General features: G+C 65.6%; 16 protein-coding genes and 1 pseudogene. 13 read left to right on the forward strand and 4 right to left on the reverse strand.

Annotation, left to right across the window (positions count from 1 at the left end):
* The first annotated feature begins 39 nt into the window (after positions 1-39).
* The 7 genes and pseudogenes from C8J46_RS09625 (at position 40) to tatC (ending at position 9,242) form a co-directional block, all read left to right on the forward strand.
* Entirely contained in the window at positions 40-4,119 is a 4,080-nt protein-coding gene (locus tag C8J46_RS09625; RefSeq protein ID WP_132738297.1) for a translocation/assembly module TamB, read from the forward strand.
* A 221-nt stretch (positions 4,120-4,340) separates the two neighbouring features.
* Entirely contained in the window at positions 4,341-5,342 is a 1,002-nt protein-coding gene (locus tag C8J46_RS09630) for a glycoside hydrolase family 3 N-terminal domain-containing protein (protein ID WP_132738039.1), read from the forward strand.
* A gap of 819 nt (positions 5,343-6,161) precedes the next feature.
* A complete protein-coding gene (locus C8J46_RS09640; RefSeq protein ID WP_132738044.1) occupies positions 6,162-6,884 on the forward strand; it encodes a ScpA family protein in 723 nt (240 codons plus the stop codon).
* Positions 6,881-7,489, forward strand: coding sequence for an SMC-Scp complex subunit ScpB (gene scpB, locus C8J46_RS09645; RefSeq protein ID WP_132738047.1), 609 nt, complete (start codon positions 6,881-6,883; stop codon positions 7,487-7,489). The genes C8J46_RS09640 and scpB overlap by 4 nt, the downstream gene beginning before the upstream one ends.
* Positions 7,490-7,517: 28 nt before the next feature.
* Positions 7,518-7,763, forward strand: a complete 246-nt coding sequence (locus C8J46_RS09650; protein ID WP_056416986.1) for a Sec-independent protein translocase subunit TatA — start codon at positions 7,518-7,520, stop codon at positions 7,761-7,763.
* A 53-nt stretch (positions 7,764-7,816) separates the two neighbouring features.
* Positions 7,817-8,047 (forward strand): annotated as a pseudogene (tatB, locus tag C8J46_RS21200) (Sec-independent protein translocase protein TatB); the annotation flags it as partial.
* A gap of 412 nt (positions 8,048-8,459) precedes the next feature.
* Complete coding sequence (gene tatC, locus C8J46_RS09660; protein WP_132738053.1) at positions 8,460-9,242, forward strand: twin-arginine translocase subunit TatC; 783 nt, start codon at positions 8,460-8,462, stop codon at positions 9,240-9,242.
* A 77-nt stretch (positions 9,243-9,319) separates the two neighbouring features.
* On the opposite strand, the gene C8J46_RS09665 is transcribed toward tatC, so the two are convergent.
* From C8J46_RS09665 to C8J46_RS09675, 3 genes are all read right to left on the reverse strand, one after another.
* Positions 9,320-9,454: an entericidin A/B family lipoprotein gene (locus C8J46_RS09665; RefSeq protein ID WP_132738056.1), complete on the reverse strand. Its 135-nt coding sequence runs from the start codon at positions 9,452-9,454 to the stop codon at positions 9,320-9,322.
* A 324-nt stretch (positions 9,455-9,778) separates the two neighbouring features.
* On the reverse strand, positions 9,779-11,308 hold the full coding sequence (locus C8J46_RS09670; protein ID WP_165886515.1) for a sensor histidine kinase: 1,530 nt from the start codon (positions 11,306-11,308) through the stop codon (positions 9,779-9,781).
* A 119-nt stretch (positions 11,309-11,427) separates the two neighbouring features.
* A complete protein-coding gene (locus C8J46_RS09675) occupies positions 11,428-11,631 on the reverse strand; it encodes a NepR family anti-sigma factor (RefSeq protein WP_132738058.1) in 204 nt (67 codons plus the stop codon).
* A 247-nt stretch (positions 11,632-11,878) separates the two neighbouring features.
* Here C8J46_RS09675 and C8J46_RS09680 point away from each other — a divergent pair, with 247 nt between their 5' ends.
* The 3 genes from C8J46_RS09680 to C8J46_RS09685 all read left to right on the forward strand — a co-directional run bounded on the left by C8J46_RS09680 (position 11,879) and on the right by C8J46_RS09685 (position 13,735).
* Positions 11,879-12,682 carry a response regulator gene (locus C8J46_RS09680; protein ID WP_132738061.1) on the forward strand — a complete coding sequence of 268 codons (804 nt, stop codon included), beginning with the start codon at positions 11,879-11,881 and terminating at the stop codon, positions 12,680-12,682.
* Positions 12,683-12,815: 133 nt separating this feature from the next.
* The gene (locus tag C8J46_RS20810; protein WP_165886511.1) at positions 12,816-12,953 is read left to right on the forward strand and encodes a hypothetical protein; all 138 of its coding nucleotides are present in this window, start codon (positions 12,816-12,818) and stop codon (positions 12,951-12,953) included.
* Positions 12,954-13,081: 128 nt separating this feature from the next.
* Complete coding sequence (locus C8J46_RS09685; RefSeq protein ID WP_132738063.1) at positions 13,082-13,735, forward strand: sigma-70 family RNA polymerase sigma factor; 654 nt, start codon at positions 13,082-13,084, stop codon at positions 13,733-13,735.
* A 178-nt stretch (positions 13,736-13,913) separates the two neighbouring features.
* Here C8J46_RS09685 and C8J46_RS09690 read toward each other — a convergent pair whose 3' ends face one another.
* The gene (locus C8J46_RS09690; protein WP_132738066.1) at positions 13,914-14,105 is read right to left on the reverse strand and encodes a hypothetical protein; all 192 of its coding nucleotides are present in this window, start codon (positions 14,103-14,105) and stop codon (positions 13,914-13,916) included.
* A gap of 143 nt (positions 14,106-14,248) precedes the next feature.
* Between C8J46_RS09690 and C8J46_RS09695 the strand changes: the two genes are divergently transcribed.
* The 3 genes from C8J46_RS09695 (at position 14,249) to C8J46_RS09705 (ending at position 18,342) form a co-directional block, all read left to right on the forward strand.
* Positions 14,249-16,858 carry a bifunctional [glutamine synthetase] adenylyltransferase/[glutamine synthetase]-adenylyl-L-tyrosine phosphorylase gene (locus tag C8J46_RS09695; RefSeq protein ID WP_243643298.1) on the forward strand — a complete coding sequence of 870 codons (2,610 nt, stop codon included), beginning with the start codon at positions 14,249-14,251 and terminating at the stop codon, positions 16,856-16,858.
* The gene (locus C8J46_RS09700; RefSeq protein ID WP_207894143.1) at positions 16,848-17,303 is read left to right on the forward strand and encodes a peroxiredoxin; all 456 of its coding nucleotides are present in this window, start codon (positions 16,848-16,850) and stop codon (positions 17,301-17,303) included. The genes C8J46_RS09695 and C8J46_RS09700 overlap by 11 nt, the downstream gene beginning before the upstream one ends.
* Positions 17,304-17,562: 259 nt before the next feature.
* A complete protein-coding gene (locus tag C8J46_RS09705) occupies positions 17,563-18,342 on the forward strand; it encodes a M23 family metallopeptidase (protein WP_243643299.1) in 780 nt (259 codons plus the stop codon).
* Positions 18,343-18,676 lie beyond the last annotated feature (334 nt).

Below are 18,676 nucleotides of genomic sequence, written 5' to 3' on the forward strand. Positions count from 1 at the left end.
CGTCGGATCGCGTGGTGGCGGTGGATCGTCAGCGCCATCATGGCGTTGCTCGTGATCGTCGGTACCGCGTTGCTGATCGTCGACACGGGGATCGGCCACCGCTTCGTCGCGGACCGGATCGCGGCGATCAAGACCGCCAACGGGCTACGCTTCACGGTCGGGCGGATCGACGGCTCGCTATACGGCGATACGCGGCTGATCGATCTGCGCGTGTACGATCTTGAGGGGCTGGTCTTCCAGGCGCCCAACGTCACGCTCGACTGGTCGCCGTTCGACTGGTTTTCGAACCGGCTCGAGATCCAGCGGCTGATCGTCGATCGCGCGATCCTGACTCACACGCCGCGCACTCGGCCGTCCGAGACGCGCGGCCCGATCCTGCCCGATTTCGATATCCATATCGGCAAGCTCTCGGTCGGGCGGCTGACGCTGGCGAAGCGCGTGCTGGGAACGCAGCGGATCGGTACGCTCGAAGGGCGCGCGGACATCCGCTCGGGCCGGACGCTGGTCGACCTGAAGGCACGCGTTGCCGGCAGCGACGATCTGAAGCTGCGGATCGATGCCGAGCCAGCGCGCGACCGCTTCGACATCGACGTCGCCGCAAAGGGGGCCGCGGGCGGCGTGCTCGCGCGGATGGTGAAGGCGAAGGGGCCGGTCGCGCTCGCGGTCACCGGTGACGGCAGCTGGGCGAAGTGGCACGGCCGCGCGAACGGCATGATCGGCGCGACTCGAGTCGTCGACCTCGCGCTCGCCCAAGTCGCCGGGCGCTACACGCTGTCGGGTACGCTTTCGCCGTCGTCGCTGCTGCATGGTCGCCTGCAACGGCTGACCGCGCCGCGCGTGCTCGTCAACGGCAGCGCGGGGTTCGCCAACCGCCGGCTCGATGGGCAACTCTCGCTGCGCACCCCCGCGCTCGCGATCGATACGACGGGAATCGTCGACCTCGGCGCGAACGCCTACCGCGACGTGCGGATCAAGGCGCGGCTGCTGCGACCGCCTGCGCTGTTCGACAACATGACCGGCAACATGGTCGAGCTCCGCGCAATCCTCGACGGCCCGTTCGCGACCGCGGCGTTCGACTATCGCCTCGACGCGAGCCGCTTCGCGTTCGACCAGACCGGTTTCGAGAACGCGCACGCCGCCGGCAAGGGCCGCCTGTCCGCCGCGCCGGTGACCGTCCCGATCCGCTTCACCGCCGCGCGGGTGACCGGAGTCGGCAGCGTGGCGGGCGGGATCCTGCGCAACCTGTCGGTCGACGGGCTGCTCCGCGTGACGCCGACGCTACTCACCGGCGACGCCCTCAAGCTCCGGTCCGACAAGCTCACCGGCAGCATCAATCTGGCGGTCGACCTGCGCAACGGTCAGTTCGAGGTCGGCATCAACGGTGGCTTGGGGCGGTATCTGATCCCCGGTCTCGGCATCGTCGACGTGAAATCGACCTTGCGGGTCGTCCCCGGCCCGAACCGCAAGGGCACGCGCGTCATCGGCCAAGGCCGCGCGCACATGGTGCGGCTCGACAACGCCTTCTTCCGCAGTCTCGCGGGCGGGTTGCCGCGGATCACCACCGACCTCGAACGCACCACCGACGGCGTCCTGCACTTCACGAACCTCGTGCTAACCGCGCCGCAGATCCGGCTGACCGGCAGTGGGTATCGCCGGCGCGATGGCACTTTCCATTTCGAGGGCGGCGGGCGCCAGCAGACCTACGGCCCGCTCACGCTCAAACTCGACGGCCAGATCGAGAAGCCGACGCTCGACCTCGTCTTCGCCAGCCCCAATGCGACGCTCGGCCTGTCGAACGTCCGCGCGCATCTCGATCCGACGCCGCAAGGGTTCGCGTTCACCGCGGCGGGCGGCTCGCGGCTCGGCCCGTTCACCACAAACGGCACGATCCTGTTGCCGCCGGGTGCCGGTGCGACGATCCAGGTCGCCGCACTGAACGTCGCCGGCACGCGCGCGAGCGGCAATGTCGCGGTGGTCGATGGCGGCTTCAACGGCGCGCTGGCAGTCGCAGGCGGCGGTATCTCGGGTGAACTCCTGTTCCGCCCGGTCGGCCAGATCCAGCGCATCGAAGGGCATCTCGCCGCCAAGTCCGCGACGCTCGACACCGTCGCGCTCCGCTCGGGCAAGCTCGATTTCGTCACGTTGCTCGATCCCGCCGGCACCTCGATCGAGGCCACCGCGACCGGCCTCGGGCTGCGTCGCGGCGCGCTCAGCCTCGCCCGGCTCAACGGGTCCGCGTCGCTCCGTGGCGGCGTCGGCACGATCAAGGCGTCGATCGCCGGCTCCCGCGGCCGGGCGTTCGACATCCAGAGCGTGACGCAGGTCACCGCCAACAGCTACGCGATCTCGGCGCAAGGCACGCTCGATGGCCGCCCGCTGAAGCTGCTGACCCCGGCAGTCGTCACCCAAGCCGAGGACGGCTGGCACCTCGCGCCGACCAAGCTCAGCTTCTCGGGGGGCGAGGCACAGGTCGGCGGCCGCTTCACCGCCGCCAGCACCGCGATCGACGCCAGCCTGACGCGGATGCCGCTCGCGATCCTCGACATCGCCTATCCCGGGCTCGGCCTCAGCGGCAGCGCGTCGGGGAGCGTCACGGTCGCCACCGCGAACGGTGCCGCGCCGACCGGCAAGGCGAACGTCACGATCCGCGGGCTCAGCCGCGCGGGCCTCGTTCTCTCGTCACGCCCGATCGACGTCGGCGTCGCGGCGGTGCTCTCCCCCGACAAGCTCGGCCTGCGCGCCGTCATCGCGTCGGCGGGCAAGACGATCGGCCGTGCGCAAGCCCAGCTCGCGCCGCTCGGGCAGGGGGATTTCGCCTCGCGGATCAGCAACGCCCGCCTGTTCGGACAGCTGCGGTATAGCGGCCCCGCCGACACGCTCTGGCGTCTCACCGGGGTCGAGCTGTTCGACCTGTCGGGCCCGGTCGCGATCGGCGCGGACGTCGTCGGCACCCTCGCCAACCCGACGCTCCGCGGGATCGTCCAGGCGAACGGCGCGCGGATCGAGAGCGCGACCACCGGCACCGTCCTGTCCAACGTCCAGGCGAGCGGCCGGTTCGGCGGATCGCGACTCGTGATCGACCGGTTCGGCGCCGACGCCGGCAAGGGCGGGCGAGTCACCGGCACCGGCCAGTTTGAGTTCGCCGCCGCCAACGGTGTCGGCCTCGACCTGACCTTGCAGGCCGACAAGGCGGTGATGATCAACCGCGACGACATCGGCGCGACCGTCTCCGGACCGCTCACGTTCAAGTCGAACGGCTCCGGTGGCACGATCGCGGGCGACGTGGTGTTGAACAAGAGCCGCTACCGCCTCGGCCAGGCCACAGCCGCCAGCGCGGTGCCGCAACTCAACATCCGCGAGATCAACCTGCCCGACGGTGGCGAGGAGATCGAGACGCCGACCAAGCCCTGGACGCTGGCGATCAAGGCGCGCGCGCCGAACCAGGTGATGGTCAGCGGGCTCGGGCTTACCAGCGAATGGTCCGCCAACCTCCAGATCGCCGGCCAGCCCGAGAACCCGGCGATCACCGGCCGCGCGACGCTGATCCGCGGCGACTACGAGTTCGCCGGGCGCAAGTTCGAGCTGGCACGCGGCGTGATCCGCTTCGACGGACAGGTGCCGGCGAACCCCGCGCTCGATATCGAGGCGAATGCGGATTCGACCGGCCTCAGCGCGTCGATCCGGGTGACCGGTTACGCGCTGAAACCGGAGATCAGCTTCACCAGCACGCCCGCCTTGCCCGAGGACGAGCTGCTCTCCCGCCTGCTGTTCGGTACCTCGATCACCAACCTGTCGGCACCTGAAGCGCTGCAACTGGCGGCGGCGGTCGCGGCGTTGCAGGGCGGCGGCAATGGCCTCAACCCGATCAACGCGGTGCGCCGTGCGGCCGGCCTCGACCGCCTGCGCATCCTGCCGGCGGACCCGCAGACCGGGCAGGGGACGTCGATCGCGGCGGGCAAATACGTGACGCGGCGGCTATATGCGGAGATCGTCACCGACGGGCAGGGCTATTCCGCCACCCAGGTCGAGTTCCAGGTCACCCGCTGGCTGTCGCTGCTGTCGAGCATCTCGACGCTCGGTCGTCAGAGCGCGAACGTCCGCGTGTCGAAGGATTATTGAGCGTTCCCGGTTGCTCACGCGCGATTTTCGCGAATTACTACCTCCCCGGCGAAGGCCGGGGCCCAACTGGAAAGGTCACAGTAACAAAATGCTGCCCTTGGTCATGACCGTCCCCCAATTGGGCCCCGGCCTTCGCCGGGATGGTGGCCTTATGTCGCGCAGGCCCTTCGACTTCGCTCAGGGCGAACGGTAAGAAAATTTTTTCGGTTTAGGACCCAGTCATGAAGCCCGTCATCTTCGGCCTGTCCGGCCCCGTCCTCACGCCCCAGGAACGCGCGTTCTTCGCCGAGTGCGAGCCTGCTGGCTACATCCTGTTCAAGCGCAACATCGTCGACCGCGCGCAGGTCCGCGCGCTGACCGACTCGCTCCGTGCCTTGGCAGGACGCGACGATCTGGCGATCCTGATCGACCAGGAGGGGGGACGCGTCGCGCGGATGGGGCCCCCTGAATGGCCCGCATTCCCTGCGGGCCCGGTGTTCGACGCGGCGTACGAGCGTGCGCCGATGACTGCGATCCAGGCGGCGCGCGCAAACGGTCAGGCGCTGGGGGTGATGCTCAGCGAGGTCGGCATCACCGTCGACTGCGCGCCGCTGCTCGACGTGTCGCAGCCGGATACGACCGAGGCGGTGTCGTGCCGCACCTACGGGTCGGACCCGATGCGGGTGGCGGCGTTGGGTCGGGCGATGCTCGAGGGTCTGGCAGAAGGCGGCGTCGTTGGTGTCGTCAAGCACATGCCCGGTCACGGTCGCGCCAAGCTCGACACGCACCACCACCTCCCGACAGTCACCGCGTCCGATGCCGAACTCGAGATCGACCTCGAACCCTTCCGCACGCTCAATCAGGCGCCGATGGGCATGACCTCGCACATCGTCTTCGACGCGTGGGACGCCGACCGCCCCGCGACGCTGTCGCCGATCGTGATCGAGCGGATCATCCGCGAGCGGATCGGCTTCGATGGGCTGCTGATGACCGACGACATCGATATGAAGGCGCTGTCGGGGACTGCCGGCGACAAGGCGGCGGGCGCGATCGCTGCAGGCTGCGACATCGTCCTCGACTGCTGGGCCCGCATGGACGAGATGGTCGAGATCGCCGGGCGGCTGGGGGAGATGTCGGAGATATCGCGCGCGCGGCTCGACTGCGCGATGGCGTCGGTCGGACCCGCCCAGGGTGACTTTGCGGAACTGATCGCAACGCGGGATGCGCTGCTGGAGCGAGCCTGACAGAAAACATGCACGCATCGATGCAAAAACCCGAAATTTTGCACCGGGCTTTGCTGTCCTGAGGAGCAGCCGTTCCGCTACCCACGACCATCTGACAAAGCACTATCGATGGCAGGGCGTGGTAGTAAAGGAGGTGTGCTATCTGGATAAGTCAGCCAGTTGCGCCAGATCACATAAGTGCGGAGACGTGTAAGTCGAGTGCGGCACTCAATCTCCATGCTGGTTCTGATTGTACCATCACGATATTTCTCGAAAACAGTGCCGCATTCTGGGTCTCTGTACGACAGCCATGATCGTTCAGCTTGAATAAGCCCTTTGGCTACGGAGGCTCCGCGCTCATTGCGAACTCGCCGAACGGCCATGACATAGTAGCCGTTCAGATCGGCATCGGCCTCACCAAAGCGCGCTGCAAGGCACGCATTTACCTCTATCGTGCTTGTACCTGGGCATGGAGCAGAGCTGGGATTGTTACTGGCGACTATCGCTAACGCTAGAAGGGACAGCACGGAATTTCTCCTTGAGGGGCTAGCCGAGTATTAGCTTGTCGATCCAACAGGAAAAACATTGTTCAGTTGATGCGAAAATTACAGACTTTGCATCGATCCGAAAACGGCGAAAAACCGGCTGGACGGCTGGACGGCTGGACGGCTGGACGGCTGGACGGCTGGACGGCTGGACGGCTGGACGGCCGTGCGGAAATCCGATGCGTAAGAGGTCGCGGTACCGGATGCTCACGGGGCATAAGCGAGTGGCGCGAGTCTATCGCCCGCCCTTCCTTTCACGGATGCCGAACCGCCGACGATCCTGTATCTCGCCCTAATGAGCGACGCACAACTGACGCTGGATCTCGACGGGTGGGAGGGGCCGCTCGATCTGTTGCTATCGCTCGCGCGCGGGCAGAAGGTCGATCTGCGGAAGATTTCGATCCTCGCGCTGGTCGAGCAGTATCTCGCCTATGTCGACTCCGCGCGCGCGCTGAAGCTGGAACTGGCGGCGGACTATCTCGTGATGGCGGCGTGGCTGGCGTATCTGAAATCGGCGTTGCTGTTGCCGCGCGATCCGCTCGCCGAGCCGGACCCGGAAGAACTCGCGCTGCGGCTGCAACTCCGGCTCGAGCGGCTGAGTGCGATGCGCGAGGCCGGCGCCCGGCTGATGGCGCGCGATCGTACCGGGCGTGACGTCTTCCTGCGTGGGGCACCCGAAGGGCTGCGGACGGTCCGGAAGGCGGCGTGGCAGGCGGAGATCTTCGACCTGATCGCCGCTTACGGTCGGATTTCCGCGCGGATGCGGCCCGTTATGCACGTCGTCGCCGACCGTGAGGTAATGACGCTGGAGGCGGCGCTGGAGCGCGTGTCGATGTTGGTCGGCGAACGGATCGACTGGAGCGTGATCGAAAGCTTCCTGCCCGAAGCAGGCGAACGGTTGCGGCGCTCGGCGCTCGCATCGAGTTTCGTCGCGGCACTCGAACTCGCGCGACAGGGCAAGATCGAGCTGCGTCAGGCCTCGCCTTTCGCCCCACTCTATCTCAGGGCGCGCGCATGACGCTGCCGGACGATTACGTACGCGCGGTGGAGGCGGTGCTGTTCGCGGCCGAGAGCCCGCTGACGATCGACTCGATCCGCGCGCATGTCGGGGCGGGCGATGTCCGCGCGGCGCTGGGCCGGCTGACGGCCGATTATGCCGGGCGCGGTATCCATATCGTCCGGCGCGGCGAACGCTGGCAGTTCCAGACCGCGCCGGACATGGCGCACATGCTCCGCCGCGACCGCGAGGAGCCGCGTAAACTCAGTCGCGCGGGGATCGAGACGCTGGCGATCATCGCCTATCACGAGCCGGTCACCCGCGCGGAGATCGAGGCGATTCGCGGGGTGCAGATCTCTAAGGGGACGCTCGACGTACTGATGGAGGCGGGCTGGGTAAAACCGGCGGGGCGGCGCGAGGTGCCGGGGCGGCCGCTTATGTTCGCGACGAGCCCCGAATTTCTCGTCCATTTCGGGCTGGCGAGCCGCCGCGACCTGCCGGGGATCGACGATCTGCGCGCTGCGGGGCTGCTCGATCCGGTCGATCTCGCCTTCGATCGGCTTGAAGATGATGAAGATGGCAGTGGGGTGGCGCAATCTCTGGCATTGGGACGGGATGAGCCTTAGATAGGGTCCAGTTTTCAGGAGAATGGCCATGGGCGGTTTTAGCCCGATTCACTTGCTCGTCCTCGCGGTAGTCGCGATCCTCCTTCTTGGCGGCGGTCGGTTCTCGAACCTGATGGGCGACGTCGCGAAGGGCGTGAAGAACTTTAAGAAGGGCATGTCGGAGAACGACGACGAGACGCCGGCCAAGCCGTCGGCGCGGATCGAAGCGCAGAAGTCTGCCGATCCCGCGTTCGACCGCGACGGCAATCGCGTCCGCGACGACCGTCCTGCCTGAAGCGATCGTGCTTGAAGTTGGCAGAGTTGAAGACCCTAGATAGGCGCGGCTGAATGTTCGATATCGCGCCCTCCGAGTTCCTGCTCGTGGCATTCGTCGCGCTCGTCGTGATCGGTCCCAAGGACCTTCCCAAGGCGATGCGCGTGGTCGGCTATTGGGTCGGCAAGGCGCGTGGCGTCGCGCGACAATTCCGCTCTGGCTTCGATTCGATGGTTCGCGAGGCCGAACTCGAAGAGATGGAAAAGCGCTGGGCGTCGGAAAACGAACGCATCATGCGCGAGCATCCGCAAACGGGTGCGGACGCAGCCGCGGATACTGCACAGGTCGTGCACTCGCCGGAAACGGAAGAGCACCGGCGCGATTACCGGTCTATCGACGATGCGGACGATCACACGAACGAGCCGGTGATGGTCGAGAAGCCGGTAGTGGCTGCCGCTCCGTCCGACGGCGCTCCCCCCGCCGCGTCATCGTCCGCCGCCGCCTCATCCACTGGCGCCTCGTCTACCGCCACCTCGTCCGACACGGCTGCGGTTCCGACCGACCATGACGGTAAGCCGCTCGCGGATCGTGGTAAGGATGCTCTGGATAGCCCGGTCTCGACCGTGGTCCATCCCGACGACAAGACCGGCAAGTCCGACATAGCGTCATCGTGAGTGTCATGGTCGTGAACGCCTCCCCAAACGCCGAAAGCATAGCATGAGCGAGATCGACGCAAGCCGGGCGCCGTTGCTCGACCATCTGATCGAGCTGCGGCGGCGCTTGCTGTACTGCATCGCCGCGCTGGTCGTGACGTTCGGGATCGCGATGTATTTTGCCGAGGATATCTTCGGCTTCCTGGTCCACCCGCTGCTCGCGGCGGGGCAGAACAAGGTGATCTATACCGAGATCTTCGAGGCGTTCTTCGTCCAGATCAAGGTGGCGTTCTTCGCGGCGATGATGCTGTCGTTCCCGGTGATCGCGAACCAGCTCTGGCAGTTCGTCGCGCCGGGCCTGTACAAGAAGGAGAAGCGTGCGCTCCTGCCGTTCATCCTCGCGACCCCGGTGCTGTTCCTGACCGGCGCGGCGATGGCCTATTACATCGCCATTCCGATGGCGCTGCACTTCCTGCTCGGGTTCGACGGGATGGTCGGCGGGATTCACCGCGAGGCGCTGCCGGCGATCGGCAACTACCTCTCGTTCACGATGCAATTCCTGTTCGGCTTCGGGATCTCGTTCCTGCTGCCGGTGCTGCTGATGCTGCTGGAGCGGGCAGGGATCGTCACGCGTAAGCAGCTGATCGGTGCGCGGCGCTACGCGATCGTTGCGGCCTTCGCGATCGCAGCGGTGCTGACGCCGCCGGATATCGGGTCGCAGCTGTTGCTGGCGATCCCGCTGGTCATTCTGTACGAACTCGCGTTGATCGGCATCTGGTTCACCGAGCGTAGCCGGGCAAAGGCCAAGGCGGTCGAGGGCGAGTCCACCGATATCGTCGAAAGCTGAAGGCTACCAAAGACCGATACGAAAACGGGGTCCGGTGCATGTGCACCGGACCCCGTTCCGTATCAAAAGCGCGAGGCTTACTTGGCGCTGTCTGCGGTCTTCGCGACGGTCTTGCCCGCCGATGCCACGTCCTTGCCTGCACCCTCAACGGTGTTGCATGCCGAAACCATGAGCGCGCCTGCGACGACAACCAATCCAACCAACTTACGCATGAAACTTCCTCCTAGAAAAGGCACGAATGCCACCGGGGGTGAAATGTTCGGGATGGCGGTTCGTTCCGATCGACCGGGCACTATTTGCGCGGATTCAGCGGCTTGCGCACGGGCATCGCGCACCGAACGATAAAGGCCCGGATGCATCACCGGGGGGGGAGGGTGATGCATCCGGGCCTATGACTTGGACAGCGAGAGCGGGGGGGCATAAAGTCGCTGTCCGTAATGTTGAACGGCGACCGCCCCAAGATGTTCCCGTCGCGCGACGATTATCCGAAAAAAACTAGGGCTAACAAGTATTAACCGTCAGCGACTTGCTGCCGATCAGTCGCGCCCCTTGACTGCGAACGCGATCTCGTAAGCGCCGACCAGCGGGTCGTGGTGCAACGGCGAGCGCAACTGCCGCGACAGGCCTTCCATGACGCGGCCATAGCGCACGACGGCCTCGCGGAATGCATCGCTCTCCACGAGGGCGCGCGAGACAACACGCAACAGCGCGCGTTCGGGGGCGTCGGCAGACTTGACGACGATCCGGATCTGCGCGGCGGGATCACACGATATCGCCAGCTCGATCGTTTCGGTCGCCAGGAACGCGATCGCCACGGCGACGTCCTGATTGACCAGGTATGGATCGATATCGAGCGTGATCCCCAATCCATGCGATCGTTCGGACGCGGTCGCACGAATGTTCGCCGACAGTTCGCCGATCATCGTCCGCAGGTTCAGGCCGCGATTCTCTTCGAGTTCGGCAAAATGATTACGGTGGACCACGGCGAGCGCATCGACGCGGCGCTGGATCGACGCATAGGCCACCGTCGCATCCTCGCTCGGCGCGCTACGCGCATGGAAATTGATGAGGCTGGAAATGACCTGTAGGTTGTTCTTGACCCGGTGATGCACTTCGCGCGTCAATTTGGTCTGGCGGACGAGCCCCTCCGCGAGCCCGGCCTCGTGCAGCGCCACGGTCTGGCTGATCGCCTGGAAGGTGTCGCCGAGTTCGCGGATTTCCTGTGCCGGCAACGTCCGGACCTCGCCGAGATCGAGCGTCTCACCCGGCGTAAACGCAGCGACTGCACCACGCAGACGGCGGAGTGGTCGGATCAACAGACGGTCGACGACGAACCATGCGATGCTTGCTGCTGCGAGCCACATCAACAAGGGAAGCAGCATCGCCACGACCAGCGACGAGGTGACCGGCGCACTTCGGATGCTGGTGCGCAAGGCGATCCCGGCAACGCCCAGATCGGTCCGCATCGTCTCCATGCGATCGAGCGGGCGTTCGTCGGGGATGGTCTCGAGCGTCAAGGCATCTTCGTCGAGCACCAGCGCGCTGCTGAAGGTGAGTGCGCGGCTGGACGGGCGGCCGATCTTCTGGAGGAACGGCTGCGGGAAATAGGCGCGGGCGAACGTATCGCCACCGGGCCCAGAGATCGCCAGCACCAGCCCGCGGTTGGGGATGATATCCGCGGTGATCGGCATATCGGTCTGGCGAAGCGCCGCCGGCATCGGGATCGGCGTGCCGCATAATACGGCGCCGGCGCGATCGGTAATGACGAACCGTGTACCGGCGGAGGATTGCTGGGCAAATACCCCTTGGGCACGCGCGCAACTCGGCGCGTCGGCGGGATCGTTACCGAGCGCGTTCACCGCGACCCGCAACGCGGTCATGTCGCCGACCAACTCGATCGCGATCGCCCGAGCACTTTCGTTCGCGGTCACGCGCAGGCGCGCCCGTGCCTCGGTATCGGCCAGACGAGTCGTCTGGAAGGTTGCGAAAACGGCTATGAGCGCCAACGGCAACAATGCCGCGCTGAGGATCAAGAACAGCTTGGCGCCCGTGGGCACCCGTCCCATCGCCGAAATCAGCCGGGTTTCGCGTCGGCCGTCGGCTTGGTCGTCATGCTCGGCGGCAATGGCGGTTACGGCGGGCTGAACTGGGATGGAATTTTGCGGCGAGGCCATGCGGCCCGCGCTCAGTCTAGCTTGCCAAGAAGGTCCAGCAGATCCTCCGGGATCGCCTCATCGACGGTCTTTTGATAAACCGAACGAAGGGCCGACCCCATTTGCTGATCCTTGTCCGGCCCCTTTGTGGAGGTGGTAGCAGGCACTGTATTCTGCGTGTCGTGGCCCAAACTCAAAACTTCCCCCTGCACGACGCGAACCTGATCATCTGGCATACCATGTCACAAAAGGGCGATATGCAAACCCGCCACGACGGATGTCGAGCGGGTTGCGGAGTCGCCTACGATGGAGGTGAAACCAAACACTGTCTCGTTAGTTCCCTGTTCAAGCGAAAATCGAACCTTTGGTCCAGCCGTATGTGCCTTTTGGACCAAAGGATGCTTTTTCGGCTATCGCCATTGCAATGATACGAGGCACCCGACACATGAGGGGCCGCGTAGGATCAGGGAGTATTCGTTACCCATGTCGCTTGGACAGCAACTCGCACCGCACCTTCCCTTTTTGCGGCGCTACGGCCGGGCCCTGACCGGCAGTCAGATGCACGGCGACAAATATGTGCGCGCTACGCTCGAGGCGATCGTCGCCGCACCCGAAGAGTTTCCGCGGGACGTCGATCCTCGCCTGGGCCTGTATCGGATGTTCCAGGTGATCTGGAATTCAGCCAATTTCGACGAAGTTGCCGATGAAACGGTATCGGACGGCGGCGGTCATGAGGCAGTCGCCCGTGCGCGTCTCGCTCGTATGACGCCACTGTCGCGTCAGGCCCTGCTGCTGACCGCGATGGAAGGCTTCACGCCAGAGGACGCGGCCTATTTGATCGAGGTCGATTCGAGCGAAGTCGACGATCTCGTCGCCGAGGCGCTTTCCGAGATCGAGAGCCAGACGCGGGCCAAGGTCCTCATCATCGAGGACGAACCGATCATCGCGATGGATATCGAGACGATCGTTCGGGATCTGGGCCACGATGTAACGGGTGTTGCCGTTACCCGCGACGAAGCGGTCGCGCTGGCGATGGAAACGCGGCCGGGCCTCGTGCTGGCCGACATCCAGCTTGCCGACGACAGTTCGGGCATCGACGCCGTCAAGGATATCCTTGCCGAGTTCGAGGTTCCGGTGATCTTCATTACCGCATTCCCCGAGCGTCTGCTGACCGGCGAGCGCCCCGAGCCGACGTTCCTGATCACCAAGCCGTTCCAGCGCTCCACGGTGAAGGCGGCGATCAGCCAGGCGCTGTTCTTCGATCAGGCAACCGTTCCTGTCGCGTAAGATCAGCTGCTGACATGCGGTAGTAGCGGTCAGTTTTTTCCAACCGCTTGATCGCGTGTCCGTGTCGATGCATCTTGGGTTCGCTTCCGTAAATGGTTGCGGACCCAAAACGGTTTTCGGGGGTTTACTCGACATGGCTGATCCCAACGAACCCATTCATATTGCCACCGAAGATGCCCGCGCAGGCTCTACCCCGCATATGACCCGGTATATCCTCGTCATATCCCTGGTGCTCGTCATAGCGATATTTGGCTTCCTCGTTATTCGCTGACATAAGTTAGGCGTACATGGCTGGCATTGCCGGTTTGAACGCCTATGTTTGCCTGCAACCTGCTACGCTTGGTGCAGCACGTCCGATGACGCGCTCGTAAGCTAACGATCGATACTGACAGGATTTTCATGGTTCAGCCTGCTCCACATACCGACGATGAGGACGATATCGACGAAGTCGTCGCGCCGGTGGAGCATGTCTCTTTGTCCGACGCCGAGTTCAAGGTTCAGCTTGCGCAGGTGATCCCTCATCTGCGTGCGTTCGGGCGCTCGCTATCCGGAAGCCGCGATCTCGCGGACGATCTGGTTCAGGAGACGCTGCTCAAGGCTTGGGCGGCGCGTCTGCGGTTCCAGGCTGGCACCAACATGCGCGCCTGGACCTTCATCATCCTGCGCAACCTGTATCTGTCGCAGATGCGTCGCGCGCGCTTCAAGGGCGAGTGGGACGATCTGGTAGCAGACCGCATTCTCGCCGCACCTGCTAGCCAGGATCGTCACGTCGAACTCGGCGACATGCAGCGTGCGTTGATGCATCTGCCGCAGCCACAGCGCGAGGCGCTGATTCTCGTCGGTGCGGGTGGCTTCGCATACGAAGAAGCCGCGGAAATCTGCAACGTCGCGGTCGGCACGATCAAGAGCCGCGTCGCGCGCGGTCGCGTCGCGTTGGAGACGATCCTGACCGACGGCTCGCTGCCATCACGCCGGGATCATGAGACGGACACCAGTAAGACGGCGCTCGACTTGATCATGGGTGACGTCGAACATCTGAGTCGCGGTCGATAAACTGCGACGCATAGCTGTCGCCCCGGAGATATTCCGGGGTGGTCGGTGCCGTAGTTCACTGTCTGAAAGTTACGCGGCGCCGTGGACGCCGGAATGGGTCGGCGACGCTGGACCGCTTCGGACAGGCGTGCCCAAATCATGGCCTAGCTAAGCTGGTGCCGCCCGGGTGGCTTCCCGATCAGTGGAAGCTCTGACCCGTTCCATCCAGTTGGCGCAAAAGCAGCGCCATATCGGCGGGTAAGCCATCCTGTTCACCAAAGGCATTGCGCAGCACATCGCCGACCGCGTCGGTGACGCGGGGGCGCCGTACGATTTGTTGGCCATCGGTTTCACGTTTGATCGTTAGAGAAGAATACATCATACCGCGCACAACGTGCGATCGCGAAATTGGTTGCTTTCGTTTGTCAAGCGATACTTTTAATTATTGAGTATTGCGGGGTGGTCATGCCGAATACTGAACATAAGTTAGATAACGCGGTTGATCGCGCCCGCTTGTGGTCGCCTTTTCTATCGATGATCCTCGACCGTGAGCCGGTCATCGCGCGATCGTTCGCGGCGGGACGTCTTGATCTGGGGTTGACGAGCGCCGAGCCCGATATGCCGGTCGCAAAACGGTTGAGGCTCGAACGGCGCGCGATGGCGCTCAACGTCGCCGTCGGTGATCTGGCGGGTGTGCTCGACCTCACCGCGGTGACAGGGGCGCTGACCCGCTTTGCCGACTATGCACTCGACACCGGGATCCGTGCCGCGATCGAGGAGCGGACGCCCGGCGCCGAGCCGCTCGGCTTTACCGCGATCGCGCTCGGAAAGCAGGGTAGCGGCGAACTCAATTATTCGTCGGACATCGATCCGATCCTGCTGTTCGACCCCGCGACTCTGCCACGCAAACCGCGCGAGGAGCCCGAGCAAGCGGCGGTGCGGATCGGTAAGCGCGTCGTCGAGCTGCTCCAGGCGCGCGATGGCGACGGCTATGTCCTGCGCGTCGACCTCCGGTTGCGCCCCTCGCCCGAGATCACGCCGATCGTCCTGCCGGTGGAGGCGGCGATCGGCTATTACGAGGCGCAGGCGCTGCCGTGGGAGCGCGCCGCGTTCATCCGCGCGCGGGCTGCGGCGGGCGACGTCGCGCTCGGCCAACGGTTTCTCGATGCGATCCGGCCGTTCGTCTGGCGCCGCGCGCTCGATTTCGGGGCGATCGGCGAAATTCGCGGGATCTCTGCGCGGATCCGCGATCACCATTCGCAGGGGCAGGCGTTCGGCCCCGGCTATGACCTGAAGCGCGGGCGCGGCGGGATACGCGAGGCGGAGTTCTTCGCGCAGATCCACCAGCTGATTCACGGCGGGCGCGATCGGAGCGTCCGTGCGCCCGCGACTCGCGATGCGCTCGCGCGGCTGGCCGAGGCGGGCTGGATCGGCACCGACGAGTCGCAGGCGCTGATCGACGGCTACACGTTGCTCCGGACGATCGAGCACCGCGTGCAGATGATCGACGATCGCCAGACTCATGCGCTGCCGACCGGGGAAGCGCTCGACCGCGTGGCAAAGCTGCACGGTCTGGAGGATGCGGGGGCGCTGCTGGCTCTGCTCGCGCCGCGGGTGGCGGAGACCGGGCGGATCTATGATGCGCTCGACGACACGGTGCGTCCTGCATTCTCGCACGACGCGGTGACGCTGGAGGCCGATCTCGCCGCTGCCGGGTTCGACGAGCCCGAGCCTGCGCGCCGTCGGATCGAGGCGTGGCGGGGCGGGGCCTATCCGGCGCTGCGCAGTCTGGCCGCGCGCGAGGCGCTAGAGGCGGTGTTGCCGACCCTCGTCATTGCGTTTGCGACCGCACCGGTGCCGCAGGCGGCATTGCTCCGGCTCGATGCACTGCTCGAACGCCTGCCGAGCGCGATCAACATCTTTCGTCTGCTGGAAGCGCGGCCGGGGCTGGCGACGTTACTCGCCGCGATCCTCAGCCATGCGCCGACTCTCGCCGACGATCTTGGGCGACGACCGAACCTGCTCGACGGGCTGATCGACGCGACCGCGTTCGAGCCGGTCGGCGATATCGCTGCGCTGGAGGCGGCGATGCGCGCAGGCGAGGCCGGGGGCGATTACCAGGCCCGGCTCGATCATGTCCGCCGGGTGGTCGGTGAATTGCGGTTCGCGCTCGGCGCGCAGATCGTTGCGGGCGCGTCCGATCCGCTGCATGTCGCCGCCGGCTATGCGCGGGTGGCCGAGGCGGCGATCGGCGTGCTGGCGCGCGCGACGATCGACGAGTTCGCCAAGACGCATGGGGCGGTGCCGGGCAGCGAACTCGTCATTCTCGCGCTCGGGCGGATGGGCGGCGCGATGCTTACGCACGCGTCCGATCTCGACCTGATCTATCTGTTCACCGGCGACTTCACGGCCGAGTCCGACGGGCCGAAACCGCTTGGCGCAACGCTGTATTACAACCGGCTCGCCCAGCGTGTGACCGCGGCGCTGTCGGTCGCGACCGCCGCCGGTCCGCTCTACCAGATCGACACGCGGTTGCGGCCGTCGGGCGGGCAGGGGCCGCTGGTCGTCACGCTCGACAGCTTCGCCCGCTACCAGCGCGAGGATGCGTGGACGTGGGAGCATATGGCGCTCACCCGGGCCCGCCCCGTGTTCGGCTCGCCGGACGCGCGCGCCGCGGTCGCGGAGATCGTGCGCGGGGTGCTCGAAGGCGATCGCCCGACCCGCGATGTCGTCGCGGAGGCCAAATCGATGCGCGCCGACATGGCGGCGCACAAGCCGCCCAAGGGACCGCTCGACGCCAAGCTTCTCCCCGGCGGTCTCGTCGACCTGGAGTTCGCGGTGCACGTCGTCCAGCTGGTCAACCGCGCCGGGCTCGATCCCAATCTGGGCACCGCGATCGATCGGCTTACGACTAAAGGCCTCGCCCCGCCGACGTTGCGTGCGGCACATGACGTGCTGACCCGGCTGCTGGTCACGCTGCGCCTAGTCGCGCCGGATGCTGCGCCGCCGGGTCACGCGACGGAAGAACTGATCGCGCGCGCGATTGGCGTCGCGGACTGGCCGGCGGTGGTTGCCACGCTCGAATCGACGCGGCAGGAGGTTCGCCGGTTCTGGACACAAGTGACGGGAGAGCATGATGGATGAAGGCGCAAAGATCCCCGACGTGACGGTCACGATTGACGAAGCAGCCGTGTCGCTAGCGAGCCTGGGTGCGCCGCTCGTGGTGTATTTCTATCCGAAGGACGACACCTCGGGCTGCACCACCGAAGCGAAGGACTTTTCCGCGCTTGCCGACGCGTTCGAGGCCGCGGGAGTGAAGGTCGTCGGCATCTCGAAGGACACGCCAGCCTCCCACGCAAAATTCGCGGCCAAGCATGCGCTTACCGTGCAACTCGGCAGTGATGTCGACGGCGTCGCCTGCGAGGCGTTCGGCGTCTGGGTCGAGAAGGCGATGTACGGCAAGAAGTACATGGGGATCGAGCGCGCGACGTTCCTGTTCGGCGCCGACGGCACGCTCGCCAAGGTGTGGCGCAAGGTCCGCGTTCCGGGCCATGCCGACGCTGTGCTGGCAGCCGCAAAGGGGCTCTGAAGACGTTTCCGTAAGGCCCCGGGATTCGCGGATATTCCGGCGCCTTACGGCATCGTTCCCAGCTAAGTGGTTTGATCCGCATCAACTCGCCGCATCAACCTGCCGCCCCGCCGCTAGAACGCCCGCGCGCCCTTGCCCGGAACGGCCGTATTTGGCCTAACTCCCTGTGTCTGGGGCGCGGAGGGGCTGCGAGTCAGGACAGAGTTTCGGTGCCGTCTGCTTTCACGCGAACGGCCCTGTATTTTTGTGTCGGGGACCAATGGTCAAATTTACCGCAGCAGCCATCGTGACGCGCTTCAAGGCCGCGTCCGTGACCGCCACATCATCCGTTTTCCGCCGGGTTGCCGGTGCCGCCGCAATGATCGCGCTATCCGGCTTCGGCGTTGTCGCCCAGGCACAGGTCGCCACGTCGACCAACGGCGCGAAGTTGCACCATGTCGCAGCCACGGGTGGCCCGATGATCGCCGCCAACACCGAGGAAGCCACCGCCGATCTCCGCGCGGACGCGCAGTTCCGCACGCTGTTCCAGACATGGAAGAAGCTCGACGCGACCCAGCAGGGCGTCATCGCGATCCCGTCGGTCCAGCCGGTCCACTCGCTGTCCTTCACCAGCAATTTCGGGATCCGCTCGGATCCGTTCCGCGGCACCGCGGCGATGCATGCCGGCGTCGATATTCCCGGCCCGGTCGGCACGCCGATCTACGCTACCGCCGACGGCATCATCGCGCACGCGGGTCGCCAGGGCGGCTATGGCAACATGGTCGAGATCAGCCACGGCAAGGGCATCGCGACGCGCTACGGTCATCTCTCGAAGATCCTCGTCGCCGACAACGCCCGCGTCACCCGCGGCCAGTTGATCGCGCTGATGGGCTCGACCGGCCGCTCGACCGGTTCGCATCTCCACTATGAAGTCCGCATCGACGGGCACGCGGTCAACCCGGTCCCGTTCCTGACCACCGCCGATTACCTGCTCGCCGCCCAGGACCGCTCGGTCAACGCGATCCCCGTCTCAACCGGCGGCCCCGCCGCACAGGACTAATGCGGACGCAGGCGCACGCGACGATATAGGCCACACCCCGTCATCCCGGCGAAAGCCGGGACCTCGACCCACGGGGACGGACTATCGTCCAGCACCCCCGTCATCCCAGCGAAAGCTGGGATCTCCCTCCCCAAGGACGGACCATCAGCATGAGATCCGAGCTTTCGCTGGGATGACGGGCGAGGCAGCGGTGACGGGTGAGGCAGCGGTGACGGTTCCACGGACGGCGGCGGTCCTACAGGAAGAGGGCGGTCCCCCCAGGCGAGGCCGCAGTTTCACGGGCGAGGTGCAGGCCCACACCCCCGCAAACCCCGAGGTTGCCGCAAGTTACTCG

The organism is Sphingomonas sp. PP-F2F-A104-K0414 (genome assembly GCF_004340945.1).
In the GTDB taxonomy this organism is placed as follows: domain Bacteria; phylum Pseudomonadota; class Alphaproteobacteria; order Sphingomonadales; family Sphingomonadaceae; genus Sphingomonas.

Excerpts from the sequence above, each read along its gene's own strand:
- C8J46_RS09670 (WP_165886515.1), bottom strand. The coding sequence starts at position 11,308 with ATGGGACGGGTGCCCACGGGCGCCAAGCTGTTCTTGATCCTCAGCGCG.
- C8J46_RS09640 (WP_132738044.1), top strand. The coding sequence starts at position 6,162 with ATGAGCGACGCACAACTGACGCTGGATCTCGACGGGTGGGAGGGGCCG.
- C8J46_RS09625 (WP_132738297.1), top strand. The coding sequence starts at position 40 with ATGGCGTTGCTCGTGATCGTCGGTACCGCGTTGCTGATCGTCGACACG.
- C8J46_RS09650 (WP_056416986.1), top strand. The coding sequence starts at position 7,518 with ATGGGCGGTTTTAGCCCGATTCACTTGCTCGTCCTCGCGGTAGTCGCG.
- C8J46_RS09675 (WP_132738058.1), bottom strand. The coding sequence starts at position 11,631 with ATGCCAGATGATCAGGTTCGCGTCGTGCAGGGGGAAGTTTTGAGTTTG.
- C8J46_RS09700 (WP_207894143.1), top strand. The coding sequence starts at position 16,848 with ATGATGGATGAAGGCGCAAAGATCCCCGACGTGACGGTCACGATTGAC.
- C8J46_RS20810 (WP_165886511.1), top strand. The coding sequence starts at position 12,816 with ATGGCTGATCCCAACGAACCCATTCATATTGCCACCGAAGATGCCCGC.
- C8J46_RS09680 (WP_132738061.1), top strand. The coding sequence starts at position 11,879 with ATGTCGCTTGGACAGCAACTCGCACCGCACCTTCCCTTTTTGCGGCGC.
- C8J46_RS09705 (WP_243643299.1), top strand. The coding sequence starts at position 17,563 with ATGGTCAAATTTACCGCAGCAGCCATCGTGACGCGCTTCAAGGCCGCG.
- C8J46_RS09695 (WP_243643298.1), top strand. The coding sequence starts at position 14,249 with ATGATCCTCGACCGTGAGCCGGTCATCGCGCGATCGTTCGCGGCGGGA.
- C8J46_RS09665 (WP_132738056.1), bottom strand. The coding sequence starts at position 9,454 with ATGCGTAAGTTGGTTGGATTGGTTGTCGTCGCAGGCGCGCTCATGGTT.
- C8J46_RS09630 (WP_132738039.1), top strand. The coding sequence starts at position 4,341 with ATGAAGCCCGTCATCTTCGGCCTGTCCGGCCCCGTCCTCACGCCCCAG.
- tatC (WP_132738053.1), top strand. The coding sequence starts at position 8,460 with ATGAGCGAGATCGACGCAAGCCGGGCGCCGTTGCTCGACCATCTGATC.
- scpB (WP_132738047.1), top strand. The coding sequence starts at position 6,881 with ATGACGCTGCCGGACGATTACGTACGCGCGGTGGAGGCGGTGCTGTTC.
- C8J46_RS09685 (WP_132738063.1), top strand. The coding sequence starts at position 13,082 with ATGGTTCAGCCTGCTCCACATACCGACGATGAGGACGATATCGACGAA.